This is a genomic window from Massilia sp. YIM B02763 (genome assembly GCF_030412015.1).
Classification (GTDB): domain Bacteria; phylum Pseudomonadota; class Gammaproteobacteria; order Burkholderiales; family Burkholderiaceae_D; genus Telluria.
This window is the reverse complement of sequence record NZ_JASNRD010000001.1, coordinates 139010-153790: the sequence shown is the minus strand read 5'-3', so window position 1 is coordinate 153790 and position 14781 is coordinate 139010. Positions and strand designations below refer to the sequence as shown.

The window sequence follows — 14781 nt, the reverse complement described above, 5'->3', positions numbered from 1 at the left end:
CGACCGTGGCAGCGTCAGCGCAAAAAAGGGGCTCGTTCCCTCGCAACAAACGGTAAAAACGATAATGCACATCGTCAAATCGACAACGTCGTTGTTTTATTGCCGCGTTTAACCGATGAAATCGATGATCAATAAAAGATTCCCATGGGAAAGTCGGAAAAATCGGTGATATAGTGGAGCCACAGGCCGATCCGGTCCGATGCATATTCCCGCGGTGCCGCGAGCACCGTTACTCCGCTACAGGCTACTACCCGATGACTTACAGCGTTACCCACCAGCACCGCCGCACCGCACAAGCCGCCGCTACCACGCCGTGCCGCGCATTCGGCCAGCCTGCTGCCGTCTACCAGTGGTTCGTGGATGCGGACGGCGGGCGCGGCTTGCTGTACCTGTCGGAGCGATGGGAGCAGATCACCGGGGTCAGCGCCGCCGCCATCCGGGCCGACTGGACGGCCATGCCCGTGCATCCGGACGACCGGGCGGCGTGGGCCGCGTCGATCGAGGAGGCGGTGGCCGCCGGCGTCGACTGGCGCCATACTTGCCGCCTGCTGCGCGGGGACGGTAGCGTCGTATGGGTACGCATGCGCACCACGCGTACCGTCGCGTCGCCCACGCGCGTCGTGTATACAGGGCTGATGATGGACGTCACCGCAGAGCGCGAGGAAGCGGAGCGGCGCAGCGCGGAGGCACGGCGCCTGCGCCGGCTGGTCGACCAGGTCCACGACGTCTTCGTCGAGGTGGATGCGCGCGGCCGTATCACCGGCTGGAACGCCCGGGCCGAAGCCATGTTCGGCTGGACCCGTGCGCAGGCGCTGGCGCAGGACTTCTCGGCGCTGCTGGCGCCGCGGACGGCGCAATCCTGCAGCATCGCCGGCATCGAGCGCCTCCTCGACATGGCCGGCGGCGCCTCCGACTTCGCGGTCGAACTCGCCGTACTGGCCAGCGACGGCAGCGAATGCGAGGTCGAACTGCGCGTCGGTCCGGTACACCGTCCCGAAGGCCCCGGCTTTGCGCTGTTCCTGCGCGATATCTCCGCCCGCAAGTCGATCGAGCGCCGCATGCATGTCGAGGCGACGCACGATCCCGTCACGGGCCTGCCCAATGGCTACGAGTTCGTGAGCGAGCTCGAACGCCGGATCGGCGCGGCCGGGCTGGGCCAGGCGCACGGCGGCGTGGCCGTGCTGCACATCGGACTGGGGGACGCGGACAGGAGCGAGGCGCAGCTGCGCTCGGCCGCGGCCAGCATCTCGGTGATCCTGGGGCCGGGCGCCTATGCCGCACGGCTCGACGGCGAGTTCGTCGCCCTGGTCGTCGGCCGTGACGGCAACGGGGCACAGCAGGCGGGGTTGGCGGCGGCAGGCCGCATTCTGGCCGACCTGGCGGCGCCGGCCGGCACGGGCGTCGGTATCGCCGTGTACCGTCACGGCATGGGCGGCGCCGATCTGCTGGCCCAGGCCCGCCTGGCCGTGCAGGAGGCCATGGGCGGCGCGGGCGGCGGCATCGTCGTGTATCGGGCACCGGGCGTCGCCGCGGGCGCTTCCCGCGCCCAGGCTGCGCCGCTGCCGCCCGACGAGCCGGAGCGCCTGCGCGTGCTGCGGGCGACGGGCTTGCTGGACAGCGAGCCGGACGAGCTGTTCGACCGCATCGCCCGCATCGCCCGCGCCAGCCTGGCCGTGCCCATCGCCCTGGTCTCGCTCGTCGACGATGGGCGCCAGTGGTTCAAGGCGCGCTGCGGCGTGCAAGCGCAGGAAATCGCGCGCGACATCTCCTTCTGCGCGTATGCGATCCTCGCCGACGAACCGTTCGTGGTGCCGGATGCGAGCGCCGATCCGCGCTTCGTCACGAATCCCCTGGTAACGGGCACGCCTTCCATCCGCTTCTATGCGGGGATACCCATCTCCGCCAACGGCCGGCGCATCGGCACGCTGTGCGTGATCGACACCGTCCCGCGCGTGCCGACGCGCGAGGAGCTCGACACGCTGGACCAGCTGGCGCGCGCGGTCGAGGAGCTCGTCGCCCTGCGCGAAGCGGCATTGTCGACGGTCAGCCGGCTGAACGTGCTCGGTGCGCGGTCGGCGCAGGCGCCATCCCTGCGCCAGCACGGACCGGCGGGCAACACGCGCCTGGCCCGCGACCCGCTGACGGGCCTGCCCAACCGCCAGGCGGTGGAACGGGCGGTCGGGCGGCATGCCGGCAATGGCGATGGAAATGCGGCCGCCAACGGCGCCAGCGCACTGCTGGTGGCGATCGACGTGGATGGCCTGCGCGCCATCAACGAGCAGGACGGCCATGCGTGCGGCGACGCCGTGCTGGTCGCGATTGCCGATCGCCTGCGCAATCAGGCCGGCGCGGACGACGTCGTCGCCCGGGCCGGCGGCAGCACCTTCCTGTTATGGCTGCGCGCCGGCGCGGACGGCTGCTGCGCGCGCCTGCATGCATTGCAGCAGGCGCTCAACGAACCCGTGCAGGTCGGCGCACAGGCCATCCACGGCAGCGTGACGCTGGGCTGGAGCGTCTTCGGACGCGACGGCACCGACGCCGAATCGCTGTTGTGCAAGGCCCAGGCCGCGCTGCGCCACGCCAAGACCCAGGGCCACGGCATGGCGCGGGAATTCGAGGCGAGCCAGTGGCAACCCCAGCGCCGCGGCCTGGAACACGAGCTGCGCGGGGCGCTGGCGCGTTCCGAGCTCACGCTGGCGTACCAGCCGAAGGTGGACCTGCGCACCGGGCGCGTGGCCGGGTTCGAAGCGCTGCTGCGCTGGCACCACCCGTGCTACGGACAGGTGTCGCCCGCCGAGTTCATCCCCGTGGCCGAGGAAAGCGGCTTGATCATCCCGATCGGCGCATGGGTGCTGGAACAGGCCTGCGCCCAGCTGCGCGCCTGGCGCGATGCGGGCCACCCGGAGCTGACGATGGCGGTCAACCTGTCGGCGCGCCAGTTCCTGGACGAGGACGTGGCCGCGCGCGTCGTGGACACGCTCGCGCGCCACGGCCTGCCGCACGGCGCCTTGGAGCTGGAACTCACGGAATCGACCTCGATGCAGGACGTGCAGCGCAGCGTCACCGTGATGAACCGCCTCAAGGAAGCCGGCGTGGTGCTGAGCATCGACGATTTCGGCACGGGTTACTCGAGCCTTGCGTATCTCAAGCGGCTGCCGATCGACAAGGTCAAGATCGACCGCGCGTTCGTGTCGGATCTCGGCCAGAGCGCCGAATCGCGCGCCATCGTGCAGGCGATCGTGACGGCGGCGCGCTGCCTGGGCCTGGGCGTGGTCGCCGAAGGCATCGAGCAGCCGGAGCAGGCGCGCCTGCTGCTGGAGGACGGGTGCCACGAGATGCAGGGCTACTGGTTCGGGCGGCCGCTCGACGCCGCGGCCTGCGTGCTCGACGCGAGCCCCCAGCTGGACTAGCGCGGCGCGGGATGCCGACGGACGAAGGGAAACGGACATGAAGCGCATGAACGAAGCACGCAACACCCGCTGCCTGCGCCTGTGCGCGAAGGCCCTTGCCGCGGCGGCGATCGCAATCGCCGGCAACGTCTGCGCCGCGCCGGGCGCGTCCCAGCCGGCTGCCGGCTACGAGGCCGGCTCGCCGTATGCGCACCGCATCGCCTACCTGAAACAGCTGCGCCAGGCGAAGGCCGACGGCGGCGACGCCGCGGGAGCGGCCGGCGTGGCGGGCGAGATCGAACGGCTGGCCGCGACGGAAGGCGACCGCGCCAATGCGGCCTACGGCGCGCTGGCAAGCATCGCGGGCATGGCGGAGTCGCGCCCGGCGGCGGCGCTGTCCGCGCTGAATGCGCTCGACAGCCGCGAAGCGAAGCTGAACGCGCCCGAGTTCACGGCGTCGCTGCAACAGGCCTACGGCGATATCTACCTGGCGCTGGGACAATACGATTTCGCGCTCGGCCACTACCTGCACGCGCTCGACCTGGGCCTGCGCCACCCCGGCATGGCGGAGCCGACGCCCAACGCGCTGCGGCTGTCGATCGCCAAGCTGAAGGTCTACACCCGCTCCCCGGAGCAGGTGCTGGCCGCCTTGCACGCCATCGTGCCGGCCGGCGGTGCCCTGTCGCCCGGGCGGCAGGTGCGCATGCACGTCATCGAAGGCATCGCCGAGGGCATGCTGGGCCACCCTGGGCGCAGCCTCCAGGCCTACGAACGGGGGCTGGCGATCGCACGTGCCAACGGACTGACGATGCTGGAAGCGAGCGCGCTGGCGAACATGGCGGACAGCTACCTGCTCGAAAAACGCTGGACGGACGCCGAACGCAGCGCCCGCGCCGGGCTGGCTGCCGCGCGCCGTGCCGGCGACGTGCACATCGCCCGCATGGCGACGGTCAACCTGGGCCTCGCCCTGGCCGGGCAGGGGCGGCTGGCGGACGGCCTGGCCGAGATCGACGAAGCCGCCGCCGCGATGCGGACGGAGGCGTCCTGGCCGGACCTGGTCAACACCCTCGAGGAAAAGAGCCGTGTGCTGGAGGCCGCGGGCGACTACCGGCAGGCGCTGGCGGCGCTGCGGGAGCGCCAGGACATCGGCGAGCGCCTGGGCGCCGCCGAACGCGCCAACGCCGTGACGGCGGTGCAGGAGCAGTTCGACGCCCAGCGGCGGGCGGCGGAAAACGACGTGCTACGACGCGAGAACGCCACGAAGGACACGGAGTTGCACAAGCGCCGGCTGTGGCAGATCGTGGCCTCGGCGGGCGCCGCCACGGCGCTGCTGCTGTGCGCCGTGGCATGCGTCCTGTACCGCCGCTCGGCACTGGGTGCGCGGCGCCTGCGGCTGCTCAACGAGGAACTCGCCTTCCATTCCACCCACGACGCGCTGACGGGCCTGTTGAACCGCCGCTCCTTCCGCGACGCGATGACGGCGCGCGCACGGTCGGGCACGCAGGCCGAGCAGTGTTTCGTGCTGCTCGATATCGATCATTTCAAGTCCATCAACGACCGCCACGGCCACGCGGCCGGGGATGCCGTGCTGGTCGAGGTCGCGCGGCGGCTGCAGGCGGCCGTCGGCGCGCGCGGCGCGGTGCTGCGCTGGGGCGGCGAGGAATTCCTCGTGCACGTCGACGGCATGGCGCGCGCGCTGCACGCCGGCGTCGTGCGCGAACTGCTCGACGCGGTGGCCGCCAGCCCCATCGAGGCCGGCGCCGGCGCCGTGGCGCACGTGACGATCAGCGCCGGCGCGCTGTCGATGCCCGCCCACGGGGCCGAGCCGCTCGACTGGCAGCAGGCCCTCGCGCTGGCAGACCACGCGCTGTACCGGGCCAAGGACGCCGGACGGCATTGCGGCTACCTCGTCGACGGACGCCTGGCCGCGGCCGGCGTCGCCAGTCTGCGGCTCGAGCACGTCGCCCCGAGCCTCGGCGACGCGGCCGCGTTGCTGAACGCGGCCTGAAGGGGCCCAAGGCCGCGTCCTGACGTTCAAGGCCGCGGCAGCACCAGCAGCTGCACGCCGGACGGCGTGTCCGGCGCGTGGTAGACGCGCTGGGTCGCCTTCTTGAAGTCTTCCGGCCTGGCCTGCGGGATCGAGACGAAGGTCTGCGGGTTCAGGTCGACCAGCGGGAACCAGGAGCTCTGCACCTGCACCATGATGCGGTGGCCGCGGCGGAAGGTGTGGTTGACGTCGCCCAGCTGGTAGTCGATCGCCTCCACCTTGCCGGGCACGAAGGGCTCCGGCTTCTCGAAGCTGTGGCGGAACTTGCCGCGCAGCGGATTGCCGCGCACCAGTTGCTGCATGCCGGCCAGCGTGGCCGCGGGCGCGCCCACGTCGTTGCCGCGCGCGGGCCGCTCGCCGGCCGGATACTCCTGCGGGTACACGTCGATCAGCTTGACGACCCAGTCGGCGTCGGTGCCGGTCGTCGACACGAACAGCTTCGGCCGCACGGGGCCGGCGACGGTGACGTCTTCCTCCAGCACCTCGCTCTGGTACGTGAGCACGTCCGGACGCGTGCTGGCGAAGCGCTGGTCGGACACCATGTATTCCTGCGGCACGCCGGTGGCCGGGTAGCCGATGTAGGGGACGGGCTTGGCCGGGTCGGACACGTACTCGTCGTAGGCCGGCGCGGCCGCCGCCGGCTGCTGCCACGAGAGGGTGCCGTTCGCGCCGAAGTACAGCGTGCGCGGCTTGGCCTGCGCCGGCGGCCAGGCCTGGTACTGGCGCCACACGTTGGAGCCCGTCTCGAACGCGGTCACGGGCGCGATCGCGCGCGCCGGCTTCACGCCCTTCAGGTGCTCCTCGAAGAACGGGAACTGGATCTGGGTGCGGAAGTACTCGCCCGTCTTGCTGTCGAACGAGACGTTGCCGAGACGCTTGCCGTCGTAGCGCGCCCAGCCGCCGTGCACCCACGGCCCCATCACCAGGCCGTTGAAGATCGACGGGTTGTACTTCCCGACGGCGTGGTAGGTGGTCAGCGGGCCTTGCGGGTCCTCGGCATCGAACCAGCCGCCGACGGTCAGCACGGCGGCCTTGATGTTCTTCAGGTGCGGCGCGATGGCGCGCATCTGCCAGAATCCGTCGTAGGTGTCATGCTCGATCGTCGGCTGCAGCAGGGCGCGCTGCTGCGGCGTCAGCGTCGCCAGGATGTTCTGCATCGTCTTGTGCTTCAGGAAGAAGTCGTAGCCGTCGGCCGCGCCGTAGTCGAACGCGGACCAGGTCTTGGGCAGCGGCGTCGGGTTCTGCTGCTCCGTGAAGCTGGAATAGAAGCCGAAGTTCGCGGCCAGCATGAAGGCGCCGCCGTGGTAGGAGTCGTCGCCCATGAACAGGTCCGTCACCGGCGCCTGCGGCGAGGCCGCCTTGATCGACGGGTGCGAATCGATGATCGACGCCGACGTGTAGAAGCCCGGGTAGCTGATGCCCAGGATGCCGGCCTTGCCGTTGTTGTTGGGGACGTGCTTGAGCAGCCATTCCATGGTGTCGTACATGTCCTGGCTTTCCTGGCCCTCGCCCGGCTTGCGCTGCGGGTTCACGTGCGGGGTCGCCTCGACCCATCTGCCTTCCGACATGTAGCGGCCGCGCACGTCCTGCTTGACGAAGATGTAGCCGGCGTCCTCGAATTCCTTCGACGGGCCGATCGACTTCGGGAACCGGTCCTGGCCGTAGTGCAGCTCGCCCTCGGCCTGCACGCCGGCGCTGTACGGCGTGCGCTGCACGAGGAAGGGATAGCGCTTCGACGCGTCCTTCGGCACGTAGAGGACGGTGAAAAGGCGCGTGCCGTCGCGCATCGGGATGCGGTACTCGTACTTGGTATAGGTGTCGCGCAGTTCGCGCGCGGCGGGCGCGGCGTCGGCACTGTCGGTGGCGCCCGCGGCGTGGACGAGGGCCGGGGCGCCGGCATGGACGAGTGCGACCAGCAGGGCGATCGAGGAAAGGGGGCGGCGGATCATGATTCCTTGGCGGTGGTTGGGCGAAATGCCGAGTATAAATCTGCTCGGCAATTGTTAGTCGATATTTCAACGGTATTGACGCGCACAATGCGCGCTGCCGTACAGAGTGCGTGGACGCGGCGGGGCGATGATCCTGCCATCCCAACCGGAGCACGCGCATGGATCCGATCCACTCCCGCCAGCCAGCCCGCCGCCGCACCCTCGTGCCGTGGCTCGTGGCGCTGGCAGTCCTGGCGCTGGGCGGCGCGGCCTTCGCGATCATGTGGCGGCCGGCGATCGTGCCGCTCGCGAAGGTGCCGCGCTTCGATCCGGCGATGGTGGAGAAGGGCGCGCGCCTCGCGGCCCTCGGCAATTGCGCCGCGTGCCATACGGCCGATCCGGCCAGGCCCTATGCCGGCGGCCTGGCGATGGAGACGCCGTTCGGCACCGTCCACAGCACCAACATCACGCCGGACGCGCGCACCGGCATCGGCGACTGGAGCGAGGCGGCCTTCACGCGCGCGCTGCGCGAAGGCGTGTCGCGCGACGGCCACCTGCTGTACCCGGCCTTCCCCTACGACCACTACACGCGCCTGGCGCGGGCCGACGTGCAGGCGCTGTACGCCTATGTCATGACGCGCACGCCGCTCGACGCGCCGGCCCCCGCGAATGCGATGACGTTCCCGTTCGGCTTCCGTCCGCTGGTCGGGCTCTGGAACGTGGTGTACCTGGACCGCACCCCGTGGCGCCCCGATCCGGCGCGTCCGGCAGACTGGAACCGCGGCGCCTACGTCGCCGATGCGCTGGCCCATTGCAGCGCGTGCCACTCGCCGCGCACGCGCCTGGGCGGCGAAGACCGCCGCCGCTTCCTGGACGGCGGCGAGGCCGAGGGCTGGTACGTGCCGGCGCTGAACCGGAATTCGCCGTCGCCGCTGCCGTGGACGCGGGCGCAGCTGGCCGTCTACCTGCGCACGGGCATCGCCCCGGACCACGCCGCGGCGGGCGGGCCGATGCAGGGTGTCGTGCAGGGCCTGGCCAAGGCCGATCCAGCCGACGTGGAGGCCCTGGCGACCTGGCTCCATGCGTGGCTGGCCGAGGCGCCTGCGGCGCCGAAGGGCAATGCGGCGCTTGCCGGCAGCCTGCCCGCGCCCCCGGCCGACGCGCCGCAGCAACTGGGTGCCGGCTACGCCGTGTATGCCGGCGCCTGCGCGCGCTGCCACGAGGCCGGCCGCGCGCCCACGTCGGGCGGGGCGCTGCCGCTGCAGAAGGCCGTGGCGCTGTACGACCCGGACCCGCGCAGCCTCGTGCGCATCGTGCGCGAGGGCATCCACCCGCCGGACGGCGAACCGGGACGCTGGATGCCCGGCTTTGCCGGCATCCTGGACGAGGGCCAGACCACGGCGCTGGCCGCCTACCTGCGCCACGCCGCCGCCCAGGCTCCCTGGAACGATCTCGAACAGAGCGTCAAGAAAGCGAGCGAGCCATGACCACCTACCGCCTGCGCGTGAACGGCGCCAACCATGCCGTGGATGCCGATCCCGATACGCCCCTGCTGTACGTGCTGCGCAACGACCTGGGACTGAACGGGGCCAAGTTCGGCTGCGGGCTCGGACAGTGCGGCGCCTGCACGGTCACGCTGGCCGGCGAATCCGTCATGTCCTGCCTCGTGCCCGTGTCCGCCGTCGGCGCGCGTCCCGTGGCCACGGTGGAGGGGCTGGGCAGCGTCGTCCGTCCGGGCGTGCTGCAGCAGGCCTTCATCGACGAGCAGGCGGCCCAGTGCGGCTACTGCATCGCGGGCATGGTGATGCGCGCCGACCGCCTGCTCGCGCGGCACCCGGCGCCGACCGATGCCCAGATCCGCAAGCACATGCAGGCCAACCTGTGCCGCTGCGGCACCCATATGCGCATCCTGCGCGCAGTGCGCCGCGCCGCCGCCGCCTTGCGCATGCCCGCGAACGGAGGCAAGGCGTGAGCGCAGCCACGCACGATCGCGCGCGCCGGCGCCTGCTGGCGGCCGGCTGCCTGACGCTGGCGTTCGCGCTGCGTCCTGCCTGGGCGCAGTCGGAGAATCCGCCAGGCAAAGGCAAGCTGCCCGGTAGCCTGGACAAGGAGCCTTGGCTGGACGCCTGGATCCGCATCGACGCCGACAATACGATCACCGTGTTCACCGGCAAGGCCGAGCTGGGGCAGGGAATCCGTACGGCGCTGCTGCAGGTAGCGGCGGAAGAGTTGATGGTGGCGCCCGGCGCGGTGCGCATGGTGACGGCGGATACGGGCCGCACTCCCGACGAGGGCTATACGGCGGGCAGTCACTCGATGCAGGACAGCGGCACGGCGCTGCGCCACGCGGCGGCCGAGGTGCGCCTGGCGCTCGCGGGCCTGGCGGCGGAGCGCTTCGGCATCGACCGGGCGGCCGTGAAGGCGGCGGGCGGGGCGATGCTGGCGCCGGACGGGCGCCGCGCGACGTATGGCGAACTGCCGGCGGGCCGCCAGCTGCACCTGCGTGCGGACGGCAAGGCCCCGCCGCGCGACCCGGCCCTGCACACCTTGGCCGGCAAGTCCCTCGCCCGGCTCGACATCCCGGCCAAGGTCGCGGGCGGTGCCGCCTACGTCCAGGACCTGCGCCTGCCCGGCATGGTGCACGCGCGCGTGGTGCGCCCGCCGGCGCCGGCGGCGCGCCTGCTGGACGTCGACACGGCGGCCGTCGCGGGTCTGCCGGGCGTGCTGAAGGTGGTCCGCGACGGACGCTTCCTGGCCGTGATCGCCGACCACGAATGGCGCACGGTCAAGGCTGCGGCGGCACTGGAGCGGGCGGCGCGCTGGGACGTGCCGGCGGCGCTGCCGGCCACGAACGACCCGTTGGCGCTGGTCAGGGCCCTGTCCGGCAAGACGGAGACCATCCTGGCCCGTCGCAGCGTCGGCGTGCGCGCCGGTTCGGGAGGGCGCACGCTGCGCGCCGCGTACACGAAGCCGTACCAGCTGCATGGCTCGATTGGACCGTCCTGCGCCATCGCGCGGCTGGACGGGGGCCGGTACACCGTGTGGACCCATTCCCAGGGCGTATTCCCGCTGCGTGCGGCGCTGGCCGAGCTGCTGGGCGCGCCGAAGGAGGCGATCCGCTGCATCCACGTGGAGGGCTCCGGCTGCTATGGCCACAATGGCGCCGACGACGCGGCGGCCGACGCGGCGCTGCTGGCGCGCGCCTTCCCAGGCAGACCCGTGCGCGTGCAGTGGATGCGCGAGGACGAACATGGGTGGGAACCGGCCGGTCCGCCTATGCTGTGCGAGGCGCAGGCGACGCTGGGTCCGGACGGCCGCATCGCCGACTGGCGCTACACGGTGCACAGCCCCACCCACAATACGCGGCCGGGCAAGGCCGGCAACCTGCTGGCCGGCACGCTGCTGGACAAGCCCTTCGTGCCGCCGCCCGCCATGCCTGCGCCGCAGCCGGAAGGGGCGGGCGACCGCAACGCGATTCCGTATTACGCCTTGCCGAATGCGCGCGTGGATCACCATTTCCTCGGCGTGCCGCAACTGCGCAGTTCCGCCCTGCGCTCGCTCGGCGCCTATTGCAATGTGTTCGCCATCGAGAGCTTCATGGACGAACTGGCCCATGCCGCCGGGGTCGACCCGGTGGCATTCCGGCTCCGGCACCTGGAGGACCCGCGCGCGCTGGCCGTCGTGAAGGAAGCGGCTGCCCGCTTCGGCTGGGAGGCGTGGCGCAGGCCGGCGCCGGGCCAGCCGAGGCGCGGACGCGGCTTCGCGTTCGCCCGCTACAAGAACCTGGCCGCGTATTGCGCGCTGGCGCTGGAAGTCGAGGTGGCGCGCGAGACGGGCTGGGTGCGCATCGCCCGGGCCGTGGCGGCCGTCGACTGCGGCGAAGTGGTGAACCCGGACGGCGTGCGCAACCAGATCGAGGGCGGCATCCTCCAGTCGGGCAGCTGGACGCTGCTGGAGCGCGTGCGCTTCGAACCCGGCCGCGTGCTCACGCGCGACTGGGGCGCCTACCCCATCCTCCGGTTCGACCAGGTGCCCGACCGGGTCGAGGTGCATTTGCTCGACCGCCCCGGCCAACCGTTCCTGGGCACCGGCGAGGCGGCGCAGGGGCCGGCGGCGGCGGCGCTGGCGAATGCCGTGTTCGACGCCTGCGGCGAGCGCCTGCGCGACCTGCCGCTGGACCGCGCCCGGGTGCGCGGTACGCTGGCGTGAGGTGCCTGGCGCGAGGCGTCAGGCGGCAGCGCCGTCGCGGAAGGCCTTCGGCGACTCGCCGAACACGCGCTTGAACGCATGGCTGAACGCGCTCTCGGAGCCGTAGCCGTACTCGCCCGCCAACCGCGCCAGCCCGACGCCGCCCGCGCGCAGGCGGCGCCGCGCGAGGCGCATGCGCAATTCCGTCAGGTAGTGCAGCGGCGACGCCCCGGCCACGCGCCTGAAATGGTCGGCGAAGCCGGCGCGCGACATGGCGCAGGCGGCGGCCAGTTCCGGCAGCCGCCACGCGCGTCCCGGCTCGCCGTGCATCAGGCGCAGCGCCGGCGCCAGCCGGCGGTCGCCCAGCGCCTTGAAATAGCCGCTGCCCAGCAGGGCCGGCTCGGCGATGTGGGCGCGCAGGATCTCGATCAGCATCAGTTGCGCCAGCTGGGCGCTGGCGGCCGCGCTGCCCGGCAGGGCCGCCTCGCGTTCGGCCACCAGGCGGTCGAGGATCCAGTGGACGCCGGGCGCGCGCGGCGACGCCGCCGGCAGGCGCAGCACGGGCGGCAGGCCGCCGAACAGCAGGGGGGCGCTGCCTTCGTCCAGGTCCACCTTCCCGCCGATCATGAAGAAGTCGCCGCCGTCGCCGATGTGCAGGATGGCGCCGCGGCGGCCCGCGGCGATCGTGTCCAGCGCCACGGGCAGGCCGGCGCCGTCCGTGCGCAGCACGTGCGGCCCGGGCGCGTGGAACAGGAACACGTCGCCGGCCTGCGCGCGCAGCGGCGTGCCGTCGCCGAGGTCGATCCAGGCGGCGCCGCTGCGGATGCCCCAGAACTTGACCTGGGACGTGGCAGGGAAGGCGACGGCCCAGCGGCCGCCGGCCCGCAGGCCGCCCGACAGGGCCGAGCGAGCGCGCACCAGTTCCAGCAGGCCGGAAAACAAGTCGTCGTTGGGTTCTGGATTTTCGATCATGGATCCACGCCTTTCATGCATTCAAAGTCTTGCCTGCTGCCATTATGCTGTACTTCATCGGGCCGCACCAGCGGGCCCGCTTTTCGACAGGAGCAGACGATGGGACAAGCAAGCAAACCGAGGACGTGGCTGATCACGGGCGTGAACAGCGGCTTCGGCAAGGAAATGACGGAACAGCTGCTGGCGCGCGGCGACCGCGTGGCCGGCACGGTACGCGGCGAGGCGGCGCTGGCCGAGCTGAAGGCGCGCCACGGCGACGCGCTGTGGCTGGCGCAGCTGGACCTGACGGACATGGCAGGCATCCGCACGGTGGTGGATCGCGCGTTTGCCGAGCTGGGGCGGATCGACGTCGTCGTCAGCAATGCCGGCTACGGCCTGTTCGGCGCGGCCGAGGAGACGGGGGACGAGGACGTGCAGCACCAGATGGCCACGAACCTGCTGGGACCCATCCAGCTGATCCGCGCCGCGCTGCCGCACCTGCGCGCCCAGGGCGGCGGACGCATCCTGCAGCTGTCGACGGTGGGCGGCCAGGCCGCTTTCCCGGGCGCCTCGCTGTACCATGCGGGCAAATGGGGCATCGAAGGCTTCGTCGATGCGCTGTCGCGCGAGGTGGCCGTGTTCGGCATCGGCTGCACGCTGGTCGAGCCGGGCGGCGCGCGGACCAATTTCCGCTACGGCGGCTCGCGCCTGGCGCCGCGCATCGCGGCCTACGACGCGTCGCCGGCCAGCCACGCGCGCCGCATGATCGAGGAGGGCACCAGCGTCCCGCCGGGCGACCCGGCGAAGATGGTGTCGCGGATGATCGACAGCGTCGACCAGCAGCCGGCCCCGCTGCGCCTCGCACTGGGCGGCGACGCCTGGACGGCCATGCGCACCCAGCTGGCCGAGCGCCTGGCCGCCCTCGATGCCCAGAAGGAGCTCGCGTTTTCCACCGACGCGTGACAAAGCGCGTATTTGCGGACCACCCGTCTGTGGCACACTCGCCGTTTTGACGGCGGGAGGCGGGAGTCTGCATGCGGAAGATGGGAAAGCTGCGCCACGTGGCGGCGGGGTTGCGCGATGCCTTCATCGCGCGCGACAACGACGTGCGCGGCAGCTGGGCGCTCGGCATCCTGTATGCGCAGGCCGACCTGGCCACGAATACCGTCGTCCTGCGCCTGCTCGACGGCGAGGCCGTGCCGGCGTCGCCCGACGCCGACGCCGTGGCGCGCACCTACTGCGACCGGACGCATGCGGCGCTGGCGAAGCTGGCGCTGCCCCGCGAGGAAGTGGCGGCGGCCGAGGTACGCATCGCCTTCGACGTCGCGCCGCCGCCGTACGGGCAGCGCAACGGCGCCATCGGCGATGCTTTCCTGCTGACCGTCGCACTGGCGCTGCACGACGGGCGCGAGGCCGTGTGCTCGCGCTACGGCTTCTGCCTGCCGGAGCCGCCTTACCGCTTTACCAAGCGCGCGGGCCATGGAGGACTGGTCCGATGACGGAGATGGATCCACGCATGCGGCGCGCCGTCGAGGCGCGCGAGGCGGGTCGCCACGACGAGGCGCTGGCGGTACTGCTGGACATATTCGCCGAACTCGACGGCCCGGCGGGAGCGTCCGGTGTCAGCGTGTTCTTCACCATGTTCATGTGGAGCCAACTGGTGCCCGACTACGTCCCTGCAGGCGAGGCCCTGGCCGCGCTGCGCGACGAACAGGTGCGCAAACTGCTGGCCGGAGACGAGCGCTTCGGCGTCGATGCCGGCGCCAGTCCCGGCTACGCGCACCTGCGCGAGCGGTTTTCCGTCGTCGTCGAGATGAACGAGATCCTCGGCGACCCCGCGTCCACCCGCGCCGTGTTCATCGAACTGGAGAGCAGGGATCCCGTGCGGGCGGCGCGGCGTTCCTGGCAGGTGTTGACGGCGCTGGTCGAGTGCGGGGACTTCGTCCGCGCGGACCGCTACCGCGGCGATCCGCTGCAACTGCTCGAGGGCGTGAACCTGGATGCACGCACGCTGCCCTTGTTGCCGCCGGCGGGCGGCGCGCCGCGCCTGGCGGCGGACATGATGAACCTGACGCGCGACGTGCGCGTCGGCATGGCCGTGCTGCGCGGCCTGGGACGCGAGGAGGACGCCGGGGCGCTCCAGGCCGCGCTGCTCGATGGCCTGGAGTGGCCCGAGCTGCGCGCCCTGGCCGAGCGCGAACTGCGCGCGCCGGGAACGATCAACGGCGAGATCACGGCGCACAGGATGGCGTACGAGGACGGCCGCGGGCCGGACTGA

At 71.9% G+C, this 14781-nt stretch carries 10 protein-coding genes; 8 read left to right on the top strand and 2 right to left on the bottom strand.

The genetic code is table 11. The features are described 5' to 3' along the window. Positions 1 to 254 precede the first annotated feature (254 nt). Together QPK32_RS00660 and QPK32_RS00655 are read left to right on the top strand one after the other, a co-directional pair. Complete coding sequence (locus tag QPK32_RS00660) at positions 255 to 3410, top strand: EAL domain-containing protein (RefSeq protein ID WP_290410854.1); 3156 nt, start codon at positions 255 to 257, stop codon at positions 3408 to 3410. A 37-nt stretch (positions 3411 to 3447) separates the two neighbouring features. Continuing rightward, complete coding sequence (locus tag QPK32_RS00655; protein WP_290410853.1) at positions 3448 to 5397, top strand: GGDEF domain-containing protein; 1950 nt, start codon at positions 3448 to 3450, stop codon at positions 5395 to 5397. A gap of 26 nt (positions 5398 to 5423) precedes the next feature. Here QPK32_RS00655 and QPK32_RS00650 read toward each other — a convergent pair whose 3' ends face one another. Continuing rightward, positions 5424 to 7385, bottom strand: coding sequence for a CocE/NonD family hydrolase (locus QPK32_RS00650; protein ID WP_290410852.1), 1962 nt, complete (start codon positions 7383 to 7385; stop codon positions 5424 to 5426). A gap of 158 nt (positions 7386 to 7543) precedes the next feature. On the opposite strand from QPK32_RS00650, the gene QPK32_RS00645 reads away from it, so the two are divergent. Genes QPK32_RS00645 through QPK32_RS00635 form a run of 3 tightly spaced genes read left to right on the top strand, consistent with a single transcriptional unit; the run spans position 7544 to position 11573 of the window. Further along, complete coding sequence (locus tag QPK32_RS00645) at positions 7544 to 8851, top strand: c-type cytochrome (protein ID WP_290410851.1); 1308 nt, start codon at positions 7544 to 7546, stop codon at positions 8849 to 8851. After that, positions 8848 to 9336: a (2Fe-2S)-binding protein gene (locus tag QPK32_RS00640; protein WP_290410850.1), complete on the top strand. Its 489-nt coding sequence runs from the start codon at positions 8848 to 8850 to the stop codon at positions 9334 to 9336. The genes QPK32_RS00645 and QPK32_RS00640 overlap by 4 nt, the downstream gene beginning before the upstream one ends. Then, positions 9333 to 11573 carry a molybdopterin cofactor-binding domain-containing protein gene (locus QPK32_RS00635; protein WP_290410849.1) on the top strand — a complete coding sequence of 747 codons (2241 nt, stop codon included), beginning with the start codon at positions 9333 to 9335 and terminating at the stop codon, positions 11571 to 11573. The genes QPK32_RS00640 and QPK32_RS00635 overlap by 4 nt, the downstream gene beginning before the upstream one ends. Before the next feature lie 18 nt (positions 11574 to 11591). On the opposite strand, the gene QPK32_RS00630 is transcribed toward QPK32_RS00635, so the two are convergent. Further along, positions 11592 to 12524, bottom strand: coding sequence for an AraC family transcriptional regulator (locus QPK32_RS00630; RefSeq protein ID WP_290410848.1), 933 nt, complete (start codon positions 12522 to 12524; stop codon positions 11592 to 11594). A 99-nt stretch (positions 12525 to 12623) separates the two neighbouring features. Between QPK32_RS00630 and QPK32_RS00625 the strand changes: the two genes are divergently transcribed. The 3 genes from QPK32_RS00625 (at position 12624) to QPK32_RS00615 (ending at position 14781) form a co-directional block, all read left to right on the top strand. Beyond that, positions 12624 to 13466 carry an SDR family oxidoreductase gene (locus QPK32_RS00625; RefSeq protein ID WP_290410847.1) on the top strand — a complete coding sequence of 281 codons (843 nt, stop codon included), beginning with the start codon at positions 12624 to 12626 and terminating at the stop codon, positions 13464 to 13466. 71 nt (positions 13467 to 13537) lie between these two features. Then, positions 13538 to 14002, top strand: a complete 465-nt coding sequence (locus QPK32_RS00620) for a hypothetical protein (RefSeq protein ID WP_290410846.1) — start codon at positions 13538 to 13540, stop codon at positions 14000 to 14002. After that, on the top strand, positions 13999 to 14781 hold the full coding sequence (locus QPK32_RS00615) for a hypothetical protein (protein WP_290410845.1): 783 nt from the start codon (positions 13999 to 14001) through the stop codon (positions 14779 to 14781). Before QPK32_RS00620 ends, QPK32_RS00615 begins: the two co-directional genes overlap by 4 nt.